Source organism: Amycolatopsis sp. NBC_00355 (assembly GCF_036104975.1).
Classification (GTDB): Bacteria; Actinomycetota; Actinomycetes; order Mycobacteriales; family Pseudonocardiaceae; genus Amycolatopsis.
The window spans coordinates 10,217,608-10,231,707 of record NZ_CP107982.1 but is presented as its reverse complement, the minus strand read 5'-3'; the positions used below and the strand labels follow the sequence as shown (position 1 = coordinate 10,231,707).

Sequence of the window (14,100 nt, the reverse complement as noted above, 5' to 3'; positions counted from 1 at the left end):
TCAGTGCACGACCGCGACCGGGCAGGCCGCGTGCGAGAGCAGGGCGTTGCCGGTCGAGCCGAGCAGCCCGCCCGCGACCGGACCGCGGCCGCGCGTGCCGACGACGATCAGCTGGGCCGCGGGTGCCGCGTGCAGCAGCGCGTGCGAGGGGTTGTGCTCCCGCACGGCGCGCGAGGAGATCGTCAGCGCCGGGTACTTCCGGGCCCAGCTCGCGACCCGCGCTTCCAGGCCCCGCTGTTCGGTGGGCTCGGTGCCGTCGGTGAAGGCGTGCACGACGAGCACGGGCGCGTGGCGCGCCGCCGCCTCGTCGAGGGCGAACCGCAGCGCGTGCTCGCTCGACCCGGTCGCGTCCAGGCCGACGACCACGGGGCCGCGTGGGTCGGCGTGCCCCCGCACGACCACGACCGGGCACGCCGCCCCGGCCGCGATCCGCAGGGCCACCGAGCCGATCAAGGCGCCACGCAGGCCGCCGAGGCCGTGGGAGCCGAGGACGACGACCGCCGCGTCGGCCGACCCGGCGAGCAGCAGGTCGACGGCGAGCCCGACTTCGAGGGAGACCTCGACCCGGACACCCGGCGCCGCTTCACGGGCGATCCCGGCACCGCGCCGGAGCCAGCGGCCGGTGTGCTCGAGGAGCAGGTCCGAGTCGCCGCCCGCCAGCGGGGCCCGGCCTTCGAGGATGCAGGCGTGCACCAGCCGCAGCGTGGAGTCACGGCGACGGGCTTCCTGCGCCGCCCAGCGGATCGCGGGGACTGACGCCGTCGAGGCGTCCACCCCGGCGACCACCGGCCGGTTCGCGGTTGCGGTCATCGGTTTCCTCCTGTGGTCACGGTTCTCGCGCCCAGCATGGCGCGTCGCGTACTCGCCGGTCAGAGCACGAAGTCCCTTCCGCCGGGGACCAAATCCGCCGGGTACCGGACTTCCGCTTCCTGCCGCGGGCGGCGCCGTCACCGACGCTGGGGTGATGACCGGACGAGACCTCTTGATCGACCGCTACCTGCCGCACCCGCACTTCTCGCTGGTGCGCAACACCATCGTCGACGCGCCGGTGTAGGAGACCTACGCGGCGGCGCGCGCACTCGACTTCACCGACGTCCGCGGCGGGGTGGTGTCCGTCGCGGGGTGGCTGCGCATGCTCCCCGAGCGCCGGCACAACCGACGGCACGGCCCGCCGCGTCACCCCACCCGCCTCACCGCCGACGACCTCGACGCCGGTTCACCGTGGGCCCTGCTCGGCGACCAGCCGAGCCGGGAGTTCGCACTCGGCGTCGCAGGCAAGTTCTGGCGCCCGGTGGTCCAGTGGCGCCGGGTCGAGGCCGAGGACTTCGCGGCGTTCGAAGAGCCCGGCTACGGCAAGATCGTCTTGGCTGTGTCCACCTTCGCCTACGGCCCGCACCGCACGCTGCTCACCGTGCACACCCGGGTGGCGCTGACCGACCCGGAAAGCTGGGTGAAGTTCCGCCGGTACTGGCGGATCGCGTACCCGGCCATCGCCTCGGTGCACACCGCCCTGGTACGCACGATGGCCGCGAACGCCCGGCTGCGGGCGCTCACGGCCTACGCGCGAACCGATCAAGCCTGACGTTCCCCCGCCGGCCGCCGCGGCTCCTCGGCGGCGGCCGGGACGACGTCCTCCTCGTTCTCCTTGATCGCGTGGTGTTCCACCGCGTGCAGGTACGGGACCAGCTTCAGGCCGTGGCGCCCGCGTTCGGCGATGTCCCGTCGCGCTTCGGCCTCGATGGCGGCCTTTTCCTTGTCATCCATGGTTTCCTCCTCCGGTTGGGCGCAGCAGGGTCGCCGCGTGGTCGGGAACGTAGGTCTGCAGCCGGCGGTCCGGCCGGAAGTAGCCGGTCGGCTCCGGCCGCGGCGGCAGCGACACCGCCTGCCGGGAAACCTCGTAATAGGGCACGCTCGCGAGCAGGTGCGCGATCATGTTCAGCCGACCGCGCCGCTTCTCTTCGCTTTCCACCACGTGCCAAGGGGATTCGGCGGTGTCGGTGTGCACGAACATGTCGTCCTTCGCCCGCGAGTAGTCCTCCCAGTGGGTCACGGACTGCAGATCGATGGTCGAGAGCTTCCAGCGGCGCATCGGGTCGTCGATGCGCGCGGAGAACCGGCGCTCCTGTTCGTCGAGGCTGACCGAGAACCAGTACTTGCGCAGCAGGATGCCGTCGTCGATCAGCAGGCGCTCGAAGATCGGGCACTGCTGGAGGAACCGGCGGTGCTCTTCGGGAGTGCAGAACCCCATCACCCGCTCGACGCCGGCGCGGTTGTACCAGCTGCGGTCGAACAACACGATCTCGCCGGCCGCGGGCAGGTGCTCGATGTAGCGCTGGAAGTACCACTGGGTCCGCTCGCGCTCGGTCGGACTCGGCAGCGCGGCGATCCGCACCACCCGTGGGTTGAGGTGCTCGGTGACGCGCTTGATCGTGCTGCCCTTGCCGGCGGCGTCCCGGCCTTCGAACACCACGACCAGGCGGGCGCCTTCGTGGCGCACCCACTCCTGGAGCTTGACCAGTTCGGCCTGCAGCCGCAGCAGCTCCCGCTCGTAGAGCTCGCGCGGTATGCGCGCCTTCTTCTTTCCCGCCATGCCCTCGACGCTACGAAACCCACCCGCCGGCGGTCTGTGGCCGGACGTCGGCGCGGCATGGGTCTTTGGTCCTTTTCCTCGAAGCGCTGCCGGGCGGTCACCGCGACGGGAGCGTGAAATACGCTTCCTCTTCCTGCGCGAAGTGCAGTGTCAGCACCGCGTCCAGGCCGTAGAGCGTGGCGCGCAGGTCGTCGACCTGGTCGGGCTGGATGCCGTCCGGGGCCTCGGCCAGGTGCCGCTCCAAGCGGCGCGCGAGCCGGCCGATCTCGGCGTGCTCGCGGCTCATCGTGACCGTGCCCTCCGGGCCGCCGAGCGCGGGGGCGAGCGCCGGGTACAGCTCGGCCTCCTCGGCGTGCTCGTGCGGCAGCAGCTGCTCGGCCAGCAACCGCGCGGCGGTGCGGGCGGCGTCGTCGGCTTGGGCGGTCGCCCCCTCGGCGAGCGCGTCGGCGGCCTGCCGGACCGCGGCCCGTGCGGGCAGCAGGTGTTCGTGCTCGGCCTCGAACCGCCGCACCAGTCCGGCGGGCGCCGGGCCGCCGGGCTTCCGGCCGCCCAGGGCGCGTAGCGCGTTCAGGATCACGACGACGTCGATGGCCTCCTGCACCACGGCCCCGGCGACCGGCACCAGGTATCCCGCGGCGGCCGCGAGCATGGCCACCACCGACAGCAGCGTCCCCGCGACGGCGCTCTGCACCGCCAGCCGGTGCGACCGCCGCGCGATCTCGGCGGCGTCGGCGAGGCGGTCGAGCCGGTCGTCGAGGATCACCGCGTCGGCGGCCTGGGCGGCCGCGGTCGCCCCGCGGGAGCCGAGCGCGACACCGACGTCCGCGGCGGCCAGCGCGGGCGCGTCGTTGACGCCGTCGCCGGTCATCACCGTCACGCCGCGCGCCCTCGCGGCCTCGACCGCGCGGACCTTCTCCGCGGGCGTCACTTCGGCACGGACTTCGTCGAGCCCCAGCATGGCGGCGACCTCGCGGGCGTTGCCGACCCGGTCGCCGGTGAGCAGCTGGACGTGGGTGATCCCGGCTGCGCGCAGCCGGCGCATCGTGCGGGCCGCGTCCGGCCGGACGGGGTCCTTCGCGAGCAACGCGGCGACGGGCTCGCCGTCGGCCTCGACCCACAGCACGGACGCGAGGTCCAAGCGGCTCCGGCGGGCGGCACCGCGCGCCCAGTCCGGCAGTCCGCTCCCGCCGGGCGGCCGTCCGACGCGGATCTCACGGCCGCGCACCCGTCCCGCGACACCCGAACCGGGCTGCTCGGTGACGTCCTCGGCGTCGGCCGGTTCGACACCGGCCGACGCCGCCGCGCGGACCACGGCCGCGGCCAGCACGTGCGGCGAGTACTGCTCCACCCCGGCGGCGAGGGCGAGGACCTCCGCCGCGTCGTGGCCGGGCGCGCAGACGACGTCGGTGATCTCGGGACGGCCCCGCGTCACCGTGCCGGTCTTGTCCATCAGCAGCACCGTGGCCCGGCCGAGGGCTTCGAGCGCGGCGCCGTCCTTGACGACCACCCCGGCCTTCGAGGCCCGGGACATGCCGCCGGTGATCGCGATCGGGACGGCCAGCAGCAGCGGGCACGGCGTCGCGGTGACCAGCACCGCGACCGCGCGGACGGCCTCGCCGGTCAGCGCCCAGGCCAGGCCCGCGATCAGCAGGGAGGCCGGCAGGAACCAGACGGCGACCCGGTCGGCGAGCCGCGCCAGCCGCGCGGTGCGGGCGGCGGCCTGTTCGGCGAGCCGGACGACGCCGGCGTAGGCGCTGTCCGCGGCGGTCGCGCGCGCCAGGACGTCGACAGCCGCACCGGCGTTGACGACTCCACTGTGGACGGTCTCGCCCGCCTGCCGCGACACGGGCAAGGGCTCGCCGGTGAGGGCGGACTCGTCGAAGAGCCCGCCGTCGGGCAGGCTCCCGTCCACCGGCACGACCTCGCCCGGCAGCACGACGACCAGCTGCCCGGCGCGCACGGCGTCGACCGGGACGGTCTCGTGGCCGGTCGCGGTGCGCAGGTGCGCCACCCGGGGCGCGCGGTCCAGCAGCGCGGTGAGGTTCCGGCTCGCGCGCCGCTGGGCGCCGGCTTCGAGCACCCGCCCGGTGGCGACCATGGCCGCGACGATCGCGCCGGCCAGGTACTCCCCGACCGCCACGGTGGCGGCCAGGGCCAGCACGGCGAGCAGGTCGGCACCCCACCGCCGGGCCCGCAGGTCGGCGGCGACCCAGACGACGGCCGGCACGAGGGTGACGACGTCGGCGGCCGCCCACACGACGTTCGCGGCGACGCTCGCGCCCGCCCACCAGGCCACTCCCCCGGCGGCCAGCAGCGCCACGACGCCGGTGAGCAACCCGATCTCCCGCACCCGTGACGGGCTGTTTTCAGCCGGCACGCCGCACCTCGTCCCCGGACAGCAGGGCGACCAACGGCGCCGGCAGCAGGTTGAGCACGTGGCCGAGCTGCCCCGGTGAGCAGAGCTCGCCGAGCGCCGACGTCACGGCCGCGGCCGCCGCGGGCACCTCGGCCCGGCTGATGCCTGCAGAACCGGCGAACCGCGCGACGAACCCGGACACGCCGTAGCGCGTCGGCACGTGAGCCGGGTTCCAGCCCTCGGAGAAGACGCCGCGGAGCAGGTCGGGCAGCTGGGCGGCGAAGTGCGCCGCCACCTGGACGGTCAACCGGTCGCGGACCACGTGCAACCAGGCGCGGAGCAGGCGGTACGCGGTGTGCCGGTCGTCGGCGGCGACGCGGTCGCGCACGACGGCAAGCCAGGCGCTCGCCGTGCTTTCCGCCTGGGCAAAAGGATCGGTCGGGTGCGGCACGGCTTCCTCCCGGCGGATGGCTCGGACGTCCAGGGTCGGCCGCCCGCCGTCGCCGGGAAAGGGTCCAAGGGCCTCAACCCGGGCCCGCGGTGGAAGCACTTCGGCCCTGGGGACCCGCGGCCGCCGCGAGAAGCATGGGGTGCAGACCGACCCGAGGAGGAAGCGATGAACCAGTACCTGCCCGACGCGTACACGGTGAGGGCGGCCATCGCGCTCGCGGTACGTGCACCGTCGGTGCACAACACGCAGCCTTGGGAATGGCGGTTCAGCGGCCGCACGGTCGAGCTGCGCGCCGACGCCCGGCGCCACCTGCGGCACACCGACCCCGACGGCCGGGACCTGCTCGTCAGCTGCGGGTGCGTGCTGCACCACTTCACCGTCGCGGCCGCCGCGCTCGGCTGGGCCGCTCAGATCGAGCGGCTGCCCGAGCCGGGCCTGCTGGCCCGGATCACGCTGGTCCCCCACGACACCCGCGACGGCGACATCGCGCTCGCCGCGGCGATCCCCCGGCGCCGGTCCGACCGACGCCCGTTCGCCGAGCGCCCCCTGTTGGTGCGCGACGAGGTGTTCCTCGCGAAGAGCGCGACCGACCACGGCGCGCTGCTGCGTCTCCTCGACGATGCCCCGCAGCTCTCGGCGTTGACCGGCGCGTCCTTGGCGGCTCGGGAACTCCACCGCGCCGACACGGACTACGGCATCGAACTCGCGGCGTGGAGCGGACGCCGGTACGCCCCTGACGGCGTCCCCGCGCAGAACGCGGTCCACGCGACCGAGGCCCCGCGGGTCCGTGATTTCGCCGACGCACAGCTCGCCGACACCGCCGAACCGGACGGCGCGGCCCTGACCGTGCTGGCCACCAGGGGCGACGAACCGGCCGACCGCCTCCGCGCGGGCGAAGCGGCCAGCGCGGTGCTGCTGACCGCGACCCGGCTGAACCTCGCGTCCTGCCTGGTCACCGAGCCCCTGGAGCTGACGAGCACGCGCGCCCTGGTCCGCGACTGCGTCCTCGACGGCAAGCTGGAGCCCCAGCTGGTCGTGCGGGTCGGTTACCTCCCGGAGGGCGCGGCGCCCCTCCCGGCGACCCCGCGGCGGCCGATCGGCGAGGTCGTGCGGCCCTTCGGGCACGGGTACGGCGTCGGGCTGCCGATCCCGGCTCAGCTGCGCCGGCACTGAGCCGCCCGGCCACGGTCCTCCGGCGCACACCGCACCGGAGGGCCTTTCGCGTTGCCGTGCAAGCTCCCTGCACCTATCGGCCGTCCACGATGAACAGGAAAGCTGAAGGAACGCCGGCCGCTTACCGCTCCAGCTGAGCCTGTCAGCGGAAATGAGTGGTGATCACGATCGCTGCGGTGATTTGATCGAAGCAATGGTTTAGGTCGCAGCACGTAGGACTGACAGGAAAGGATCACAACCGGGATGAATGACAAGGACCGGCACGTTGTGCCCAACCCGCAGGGTGGTTGGGACGTCAAGAAGCCGGGGGCGAACCGATCGAGCGCCCACACACAGACTCAAGCGGAAGCCACGACGCGCGCTCGCGGGATCACCGCCAACACCGGCGGCGAAACCGTCGTCCACGGCCGAGACGGCCAGATCCGAAGCAAGGACACTTCTCCGAAGGGGCACGACCCGAATCCGCCACGCGACAAGCACTGATTGCGGAATGCGAGGCTCACAAAATCTGTGGGCCACACGCGAAGGTGTTCTTCGCGGTGGCCCACAGATTTTGTGTGCTGGCGATCAGGACCCGTCGTTCCAGACGTAGTCCAGGCGGTTGCGGACTTCGACCACGCCCGACAGCTCGCGGACCAGCCGCGTCACCGGGTCGATGTCGCTGCGGCGCTCCACGCGGCCGACGATCGTCACGACGCCCGCCCGCACCTCCACCCGGACCCGGTCCGGCCCGAGGTCCAGCTTCTCGCGCAGGACTCCCTGGGTGACCTCACGCTCGAGGTCGGCGTCGCCGCGGCAGAACACCCCGACCAGGTCGCGGCGGGACAGCACCCCGACGACCCGGCTCCCGGAAAGCACGAACAGCCGCCGCACGCCGGAGTGCGCGAACCGCGCGGCGGCCGCGGCCAGGGTCGCGCCGGCCTCGATCGTGACGGCCGGGCTCGTCATCAGGTCCTTCGCCACGCACGCCGTGGCCTTGCGAGCCAGCCGGCGGTCGCGCAGGCGGGGCTTCGCGTCCTCCCACAGGTGCGGGAGCAGGTCGGCCTCCGAGACGACGCCGACGAGGGCGCCGGTCTTGTCCAGGACGCCCACCGCGCTGATCCCGTTTCCGGTGAGCAGCTCGGCGATGTCCTTGAACGGCGTCTGCAGCGAGACGGTGATCGGGTCGGTGGTCATCACCGAGGACACGGCGTTCATGGTCAGTTCTCCTTCTCGGTGCGGACGACCATCACGGGGCAGGCCGCGTGGTGCAGCAGGGCCTGGCTGGTCGAGCCGAGCACCAGGCCGGTGAAGCCGCCGCGGCCCCGGCTGCCGACCACGACCAGCTGCGCGGTCCGGCTGACCTCCAGCAGGCGGTCGCGCGGCTTGTCGTGCTCGACGCGACGCTCGACCTGGACGTCCGGGTACTTCTCCGGCCAGCCCGCCAGCCGCTGCGCGAGCAGGCGTTCGCCCGAATCCTCCAAGGACTCGCCCTGGAACGCGACGTTGCCGTCCTGGAAGAGGCCGGCGCTGTCGCCGTCGTGCCAGGTGTAGAGGGCGACGAGCGGGGCGTTGCGGATCGCGGCCTCCTCGAAGGCCCAGCCGATCGCCGCCTCGCTGAGCGGGCTGCCGTCGGCTCCGACGACCACGGGGCCGTCCACGTTCTCCGAACCACGCACGACCACGACCGGGCAGTGCGCCTTCGCGGCGAGGTCGACGTCCGGAGAGCCGCTGAACAGGCCGGCGATCACGCCGACGGGCTCGCCCGTGACCAGGAGCCGCGCCCGCTCCGAGACCTCCAGCAGCGCCGGGACGGGCCCGCGGTCACTGGCCTCGGTGACGATCTCCAGGCCCGGTACGGCAGCTTCGAGGGTGGCCCGCGTCTGCCGCAGCAAGTGGTCCGCCTCGGCTTCCTTGACGGCGAGCCAGTCCGACGGCGGGTACATCTTGCCGCCGTATGCGGCGTCCTCGTAGCCGTAAGCGGTGAAGACGAGCAGGGAGGCATGCCGGCGGGCTGCTTCCCCGGCCGCCCACAGCGCGGCCGCGGCGGCGGTTTCCGAGCCGTCCACGGCCACGACGATCGGCGGGTTTCCGGTTGCGCTCATGACGTTTTCCTCCGGTTGCGGGCTGCTGAACCGAAGGTAGGCCGCGCCGGTGCCCGGCGGATGCGGCCGTTCGTCCTCGCCCCCGGGGACCAAGGTCAGCGTCCGGCGGAACGGACTTTCGGCCCCCGGCACGGAGTCCTTGGCCACTCCCGGACGCGAGCACATCGTGATCCGACGCGACGGCGGAACTGGTGGTGTTCGGCGAAGCCTCGACCGGGGTGGCGAACGAAGACCACGCTGCTGCGGCGGCACCGCCGGGCGTTCGACGCCCTGGCCGGTCAGGTGCGGGGACATGAGACCGTCGACGGCGCCGTCGTGCCGGCGGCGCTGCGCGACGAGACCGGCGTGGTGGCCGGAAGTCCTTCCCCGCAAGGACTTCCGGCCGCAGCCGGCAGTTCACCGGCGGGCCTACGGTCGGGGCACGACAACACGTCAGGAGCCGCCGATGACCGCCGCAGCCGTACCGCCGATCGTCACCGGAGTGGACGGATCCGTCGAATCGCTCGACGCCGTCCGCTGGGCCGCACGCACCGCCCACCTGCGCGGCGCGCCGCTGGAGATCGTGCACGCCCTCGACTTTCCCGCGCTGCTCGCCGGCGGGGTCGTCCCGCCACCCGAAGAGATGAAGGACGTGCTGCGCGCCCGCGGGCGCCGGTACCTGCGCGCCGCCGCGGAGCTCGCGGCCGCGCAAGGCGTGCCGGACGCGGCGACCCGGCTCGATCCGGACCGTGCCGCCCAGGCCCTCATCGAAGCGTCCCGCACGGCCGCGCTGCTCGTGGTCGGCTCGTCCGGTCACGGCAAGCTCACCGGTCTCCTCGCCGGCTCGGTCGCCTCGGCCCTGGCCGGGCACGCATCCTCCGACACCGTCGTCGTCCGCGGCGACACCTGGGACGAGCCCGGCGGGGCGGACCGGCCGGTCGTCGCCGGCATCGACGGCGGCGAGGCGAGCGAACGGATTCTCACGACCGCCCTCGCCGAGGCCCGGGCCCGCAAGGCCCCGCTGGTCGTGGTGCACGCGGCGGACGAAACCGAACACGGCCGAGCGGGCCACGAGGCCCGCACCGACGCCGGGCACCGGCTGCTGACCGACCGGCTCCACGCCCACGACACCGAAGGCGTCACCGTCGACGAGGTCGTGGTCGCGGCCCACCCGCGGCGCGAGCTGATCGAGCGCAGCGCCGCCGCCCAGCTCGTCGTGCTCGGCAACCGCGGTCGCGGGGGCTTCCCGGGCCTGTTGCTGGGGTCCACCGGCCAGGCTCTGCTGCACAACGCGGCCTGCCCGGTCTACCTCGTCCGCGTCGGCTGAGCTGACGGAAGTCCGCACCTCGACGAGCCTTGGGCCCGCCGGATCCGGGGCGCCGGACCTCCCGGGCCGGGACGGTCCGGCTCCCCCCGCCCGGTCCCGCGCGGCGGAGTCCGGGATCCGACGAAAGTGAAGCACACCATGGAAACCCACTTCGCTCCGGCGACGATCGCCGAGCCGCCGTCCGAGACCACCGCCCCGCGCCGCGGCCGGCCGACTTCGTGGCCCCGCGCTACTCGGACGTCGCCGACCGGCGCCCGGCCCGCACGCTGAGCGCGGCAGATCAGTCCGAAAAGGACGGTCCGGACCCGCTGGAGCGCGTCACGTGCCGGCTCCGGCAGCTGTGGCGACCCGGGCAGAACGCGTTCACCACGAGCGCGATCGGTGTCCTCGGCGGGCTGCCGATGGCGGCGACCACCTCGGCCGTCACCGCGCTCGCGCTTCGCCCCCTGCCCGGGCCGCGCTGAGCGACCGCCGGGCCGCGATCCGGTGCCAGAGCAGCTTGTCCGCCTCCACCACCACGAACCCGGCCGCCGCGGCGGCCAGCACCCACAGCCAGGAACCGACGCCGACGGGCGCGGTGTGGAACCACGTGTTCAGCACCGGGACGTAGGTCAGCATCAACTGGAGCCCGGCGGTGAGCCCGAGGCCCAGGGCGAGCATCCGGCTGTGGCCCGGCCACGCCAGGAGCACCGGCCGCTCCAGCGACCGGCAGCTGAGCAGGTACGCGGCCTGGACGCCGACGAACACGTTGATCGCGGTCGTGCGCGCCTGGGCGATCGACAGTCCCGAAGCCAGCTCCGCCCGGTAGGCGAAGAACGCCGCCACGACGAGCAGCAGCGAAACGAGCAGGACCCGGCGCAGCAGGGCGGCCGTGAACAACGGGCGGCCGGGTGGCCGCGGCGGGCGCCGCATGACGTCCCGCTCGGTCGGCTCGAACGCCATCGTCAGACCGAGGAACACCGCCGTCGTCATGTTGATCCACAGGATCTGCACCGGCACGATCGGCAGCGTCGCACCGAGCAGGATCGCCACCAGCACGACCATGCCCTCACCGATGTTGGCCGGCAGCGTCCAGGCGATGAACTTCCGGAGGTTGTCGAAGACGCTCCGGCCTTCCTGCACCGCCGCCTGGATCGAGGCGAAATCGTCGTCGGTCAGCACCATGTCCGCGGCCTGCCGGGCGGCGTCCGTGCCACCCGAGCCCATCGCGACACCGATGTCCGCCCGGCGCAGCGCGGGTGCGTCGTTGACGCCGTCACCGGTCATCGCGACCACCTGCCCACCCCGTTGCAACGCGTGCACCAGCTGGAGTTTCTGCCCCGGCGACACCCGGGCGAAGACCTGCGTACCCGCCACCGCGTCGTCGAACCGCTCCTCGGGCAGTGCCATCAGCTCGACGCCGGTGAGCACCCGCGCCGAGGACGCGGTGTCGACCAGCCCGACCGCGGCGGCGATCGCGCGCGCCGTCCCCGCGTGGTCGCCGGTGATCATCTTGACGTCGATGCCCGCGTCCCGGCACGCCGCGACCGCCGCGATCGCCTCCGGCCGCGGCGGGTCGTGCATCGCCTGCAGGCCCAGCAACGTCGGCGCCGAACCGGGGGTGAACCGGGCGAACGCGAGCACCCGCAGTCCCCGCGCGGTCAGCGTCTCCTGCAGCTCCTCCAGCGCGGCCATGTCGAGCGGGCGGACGCCGTCGGCGGTGACCTCGTCCGCGCACCGGGCCGCCACTTCTTCGACGGCGCCCTTGAGGTAGCCGACGTCGCCGTGCACCGTGGTCATGGTGCGGGTCTCGGATTCGAACGGCACCGTGTGCGTGCGCGGCGCGGCCTCGCGGATCGCTTCGGGATCCAGCCCGGCCTCGACGGCCGATTCGAGCAGGGCGATCTCCGTCGGGTCACCTTCCCCGGGCTGCGCGTCGTTGCAGAGGACCCCCGCGACCAGGCACTCCCGCTGGAGGGCACCGGCCTCGGCCGGCGGGACCAGCCGCCCGGCCACCGCGAGCGTCGTCACGGTCATCCGGTTCTGCGTGAGCGTGCCGGTCTTGTCGGTGCAGATCACCGTGGTGCCGCCGAGGGTCTCGGCCGCGGGCAGGTTCCGCACGATCGCGCCGCGCCGCGACATCCGGACCACGCCGATCGCCAGCACGATCGCCACCGCCGCCGGCAGCCCCTCGGGGATCGCCCCGACGGCCAGCGCGACCACCGCCGTGAACATCTCGGGCACGGGCGTCCCGCGGACGACGCCGAGCGCGAACGCCCCGGCGGCGACCACGACGATGGCGACGCTCAGCTGCCGGGAGAACCGGGCGAGCTTGCGGGTGAGCGGGGTGGCGACCACCTCCGCGGTGGCCACCAGGTGCTGGATGCCGCCCAGCTCGGTCCGCCCGCCGGTCGCGGTGACCACCGCCCGGGCCCAGCCGCGCGTCACCAGCGTCCCGGAGTAGGCGCAGCCGGCCCGGTCGGCGACCACGGCCTCTTCGGCCACGGCGTCGGCGGACTTGCGCACCGGCACCGACTCACCGGTCAGGGCGGATTCGTCGACCTCCGTCAGCCGGACTTCGACGAGCCGGACGTCGGCGGGCACGCGGTCCCCCGCGGCGAGTTCGACGACGTCGCCCGGGACCAGCCGGTCCGCCGGGATCCGCCGGGTGACGCCGTCGCGGAGCACGGTCGCGTCGGCCGGCAGCATCTTGGACAGCGCGTCGAGCGCCCGCTGCGCCCGCGACTCCTGCACGAACCCGACGATCGCGTTCAGTGCCACGACTCCGCCGATGACCCCGGCGTCGACGTAACCGCCGAACAACCCGGTCACCACGCCGGCGAGCAGGAGGACGTAGATGAGCGGGTCGTGGAACTGCCGCAGCAGCCGGACCACCGGCCCCGGCCCGGACGGCGCGGGCACCTTGTTGGGGCCGAACCGTTCGAGCCGCGCAGCGGCTTCCCCGGTGCCGAGACCCGTCTGCGGGTCGACCCCGAGCTGTTCGGCGACGGCGGTCGCGGGCCGGGCGTGGAACGCCTCGGGGTGGGCGGTGGTCTTCACTGTGCTGCCTTCCGTTCCAGGTCTTCGCCACGGGTCGTGGCGGCCAGCCGGGCGACGAAGTCCGCCGGTGTGCCCGACCCGGCGCGCAGGGCACGCTGCCGCTCCGAGCCGCCACCCCGTGCCGTGAGCGCCCCCAGGCCGGACCGGACGTCCTCGAGATCGCCCGTCGCCCGCAGGGCGGGCCGGACGTGGGCCAGAAGGTCCTCGGCCAGGCGTTCGTGCGCCACGGGTACGCCGGTCAGGACGTCGACGCCCGGGCCGCCCAAGCCGTGCCGGGCGGCCGCCCGCAGCGACCGCTCGACCAGCACGTCCGGCACGTGCGGTGGCGGCACGCCGTTGCGTTCTTCGGCCAGCGCGGTGCCGACCAGGCCGCGCACGAGGCCGGCGAGCAGCACCGCGTCGTCCACGTCGAGGCAGACGTCGGCGATCCGCACCTCGACCGTCGGGTGCCGCGGGGACAGGCGGGCGTGGAAATGGACGCTGCGGGCGTCGATCGCCTTCCCACCCCGGATGGCGCCGTCGACCGCCGCGTCGTAGCCCGCGGTGTCGTGCCACGCGCTGGGCGGGCGGACCGTCGGCCAGCGCGACCACAGCGGGTACCGGGCACTGGCCCAGCCGGAGTCCAGGCCGTCGACGTACGGCGAGTTCGCGCTGATCGCCAGCACCGTGGCGAGCCACGGCCGCAGCCGGGCCAGCACCCGCACGCCGACCGCGCGCGACGGGACGCCGACGTGGACGTGGCAGCCGCACGTACCCGCTTCGCCGATGAGCCGCGGAAACCGGTCCGCCAGCCGGCGGTAGCGCGGATCGTCGGTGACCGGCGACGCCCTCGCGAACGGGGCGACGGCGGTGGCCAGGGCGACACAGCCCGCGTCCTCGGCGGCCTCGGCCACCCGGCCCCGCAGCCGCGTCAGGTCCGCGCGCACCTCGGACAGCGAGCGGCAGACACCGGTCACGGACTCCACCTGGTACCGCAGGAACTCCGCCACCACCCCCGGTTCGTCCTTCAGGAGTTCGAGGACTCGCGGTGCCTCCGCGGCCGTGACCCCCGATCGCGGGTCCACGAGCACGAACTCCTCCTCGACCCCGACCGTCACTCCC

14 protein-coding genes are annotated in these 14,100 nt (G+C 74.1%); 5 read left to right on the top strand and 9 right to left on the bottom strand.

The window, feature by feature from the left end:
* The gene (locus tag OHS18_RS47305) at nt 1-810 is read right to left on the bottom strand and encodes a universal stress protein (protein ID WP_328457864.1); all 810 of its coding nucleotides are present in this window, start codon (nt 808-810) and stop codon (nt 1-3) included.
* A gap of 322 nt (nt 811-1,132) precedes the next feature.
* Here OHS18_RS47305 and OHS18_RS47300 point away from each other — a divergent pair, with 322 nt between their 5' ends.
* A complete protein-coding gene (locus OHS18_RS47300; protein WP_328615237.1) occupies nt 1,133-1,582 on the top strand; it encodes a hypothetical protein in 450 nt (149 codons plus the stop codon).
* Here the strand turns inward: OHS18_RS47300 and OHS18_RS47295 are convergent.
* The 4 genes from OHS18_RS47295 to OHS18_RS47280 form a co-directional block, all read right to left on the bottom strand.
* Nucleotides 1,573-1,764 (bottom strand): hypothetical protein, encoded by a 192-nt coding sequence (locus OHS18_RS47295; protein WP_328615236.1) that lies wholly within the window; start codon nt 1,762-1,764, stop codon nt 1,573-1,575. The two genes, OHS18_RS47300 and OHS18_RS47295, sit on opposite strands and share 10 nt — an antisense overlap.
* The gene (gene ppk2, locus OHS18_RS47290; RefSeq protein ID WP_328615235.1) at nt 1,757-2,590 is read right to left on the bottom strand and encodes a polyphosphate kinase 2; all 834 of its coding nucleotides are present in this window, start codon (nt 2,588-2,590) and stop codon (nt 1,757-1,759) included. Before ppk2 ends, OHS18_RS47295 begins: the two co-directional genes overlap by 8 nt.
* A 97-nt stretch (nt 2,591-2,687) precedes the next feature.
* Nucleotides 2,688-4,967, bottom strand: coding sequence for a heavy metal translocating P-type ATPase (locus tag OHS18_RS47285; RefSeq protein WP_328615234.1), 2,280 nt, complete (start codon nt 4,965-4,967; stop codon nt 2,688-2,690).
* Entirely contained in the window at nt 4,957-5,397 is a 441-nt protein-coding gene (locus OHS18_RS47280; RefSeq protein WP_328615233.1) for a DUF2267 domain-containing protein, read from the bottom strand. The genes OHS18_RS47285 and OHS18_RS47280 overlap by 11 nt, the downstream gene beginning before the upstream one ends.
* A gap of 165 nt (nt 5,398-5,562) precedes the next feature.
* On the opposite strand from OHS18_RS47280, the gene OHS18_RS47275 reads away from it, so the two are divergent.
* Entirely contained in the window at nt 5,563-6,570 is a 1,008-nt protein-coding gene (locus OHS18_RS47275) for an Acg family FMN-binding oxidoreductase (RefSeq protein ID WP_328615232.1), read from the top strand.
* 243 nt (nt 6,571-6,813) lie between these two features.
* Nucleotides 6,814-7,053 (top strand): DUF2188 domain-containing protein, encoded by a 240-nt coding sequence (locus tag OHS18_RS47270; RefSeq protein WP_328457878.1) that lies wholly within the window; start codon nt 6,814-6,816, stop codon nt 7,051-7,053.
* 84 nt (nt 7,054-7,137) lie between these two features.
* Here OHS18_RS47270 and OHS18_RS47265 read toward each other — a convergent pair whose 3' ends face one another.
* On the bottom strand, nt 7,138-7,767 hold the full coding sequence (locus OHS18_RS47265; RefSeq protein ID WP_328457880.1) for a CBS domain-containing protein: 630 nt from the start codon (nt 7,765-7,767) through the stop codon (nt 7,138-7,140).
* Nucleotides 7,768-7,769: 2 nt separating this feature from the next.
* Nucleotides 7,770-8,654 (bottom strand): universal stress protein, encoded by an 885-nt coding sequence (locus OHS18_RS47260; protein WP_328615231.1) that lies wholly within the window; start codon nt 8,652-8,654, stop codon nt 7,770-7,772.
* A 445-nt stretch (nt 8,655-9,099) separates the two neighbouring features.
* Between OHS18_RS47260 and OHS18_RS47255 the strand changes: the two genes are divergently transcribed.
* Both OHS18_RS47255 and OHS18_RS47250 read left to right on the top strand, forming a co-directional pair.
* Nucleotides 9,100-9,960, top strand: a complete 861-nt coding sequence (locus OHS18_RS47255) for a universal stress protein (protein ID WP_328615230.1) — start codon at nt 9,100-9,102, stop codon at nt 9,958-9,960.
* A gap of 218 nt (nt 9,961-10,178) precedes the next feature.
* Entirely contained in the window at nt 10,179-10,424 is a 246-nt protein-coding gene (locus tag OHS18_RS47250; protein WP_328615229.1) for a hypothetical protein, read from the top strand.
* On the opposite strand, the gene OHS18_RS47245 is transcribed toward OHS18_RS47250, so the two are convergent.
* Together OHS18_RS47245 and OHS18_RS47240 are read right to left on the bottom strand one after the other, a co-directional pair.
* Nucleotides 10,384-12,999, bottom strand: a complete 2,616-nt coding sequence (locus OHS18_RS47245; RefSeq protein WP_328615228.1) for a cation-translocating P-type ATPase — start codon at nt 12,997-12,999, stop codon at nt 10,384-10,386. The two genes, OHS18_RS47250 and OHS18_RS47245, sit on opposite strands and share 41 nt — an antisense overlap.
* Nucleotides 12,996-14,096, bottom strand: a complete 1,101-nt coding sequence (locus OHS18_RS47240; protein WP_328615227.1) for a carboxylate-amine ligase — start codon at nt 14,094-14,096, stop codon at nt 12,996-12,998. Before OHS18_RS47240 ends, OHS18_RS47245 begins: the two co-directional genes overlap by 4 nt.
* Between the last annotated feature and the right edge of the window lie 4 nt (nt 14,097-14,100).

What these genes read in the sequence shown, in the direction of transcription:
- ppk2 (WP_328615235.1), bottom strand. Translation starts at nt 2,590, where the DNA reads ATGGCGGGAAAGAAGAAGGCGCGCATACCGCGCGAGCTCTACGAGCGG.
- OHS18_RS47255 (WP_328615230.1), top strand. Translation starts at nt 9,100, where the DNA reads ATGACCGCCGCAGCCGTACCGCCGATCGTCACCGGAGTGGACGGATCC.
- OHS18_RS47295 (WP_328615236.1), bottom strand. Translation starts at nt 1,764, where the DNA reads ATGGATGACAAGGAAAAGGCCGCCATCGAGGCCGAAGCGCGACGGGAC.
- OHS18_RS47270 (WP_328457878.1), top strand. Translation starts at nt 6,814, where the DNA reads ATGAATGACAAGGACCGGCACGTTGTGCCCAACCCGCAGGGTGGTTGG.
- OHS18_RS47275 (WP_328615232.1), top strand. Translation starts at nt 5,563, where the DNA reads ATGAACCAGTACCTGCCCGACGCGTACACGGTGAGGGCGGCCATCGCG.
- OHS18_RS47265 (WP_328457880.1), bottom strand. Translation starts at nt 7,767, where the DNA reads ATGAACGCCGTGTCCTCGGTGATGACCACCGACCCGATCACCGTCTCG.
- OHS18_RS47300 (WP_328615237.1), top strand. Translation starts at nt 1,133, where the DNA reads ATGCTCCCCGAGCGCCGGCACAACCGACGGCACGGCCCGCCGCGTCAC.
- OHS18_RS47305 (WP_328457864.1), bottom strand. Translation starts at nt 810, where the DNA reads ATGACCGCAACCGCGAACCGGCCGGTGGTCGCCGGGGTGGACGCCTCG.
- OHS18_RS47260 (WP_328615231.1), bottom strand. Translation starts at nt 8,654, where the DNA reads ATGAGCGCAACCGGAAACCCGCCGATCGTCGTGGCCGTGGACGGCTCG.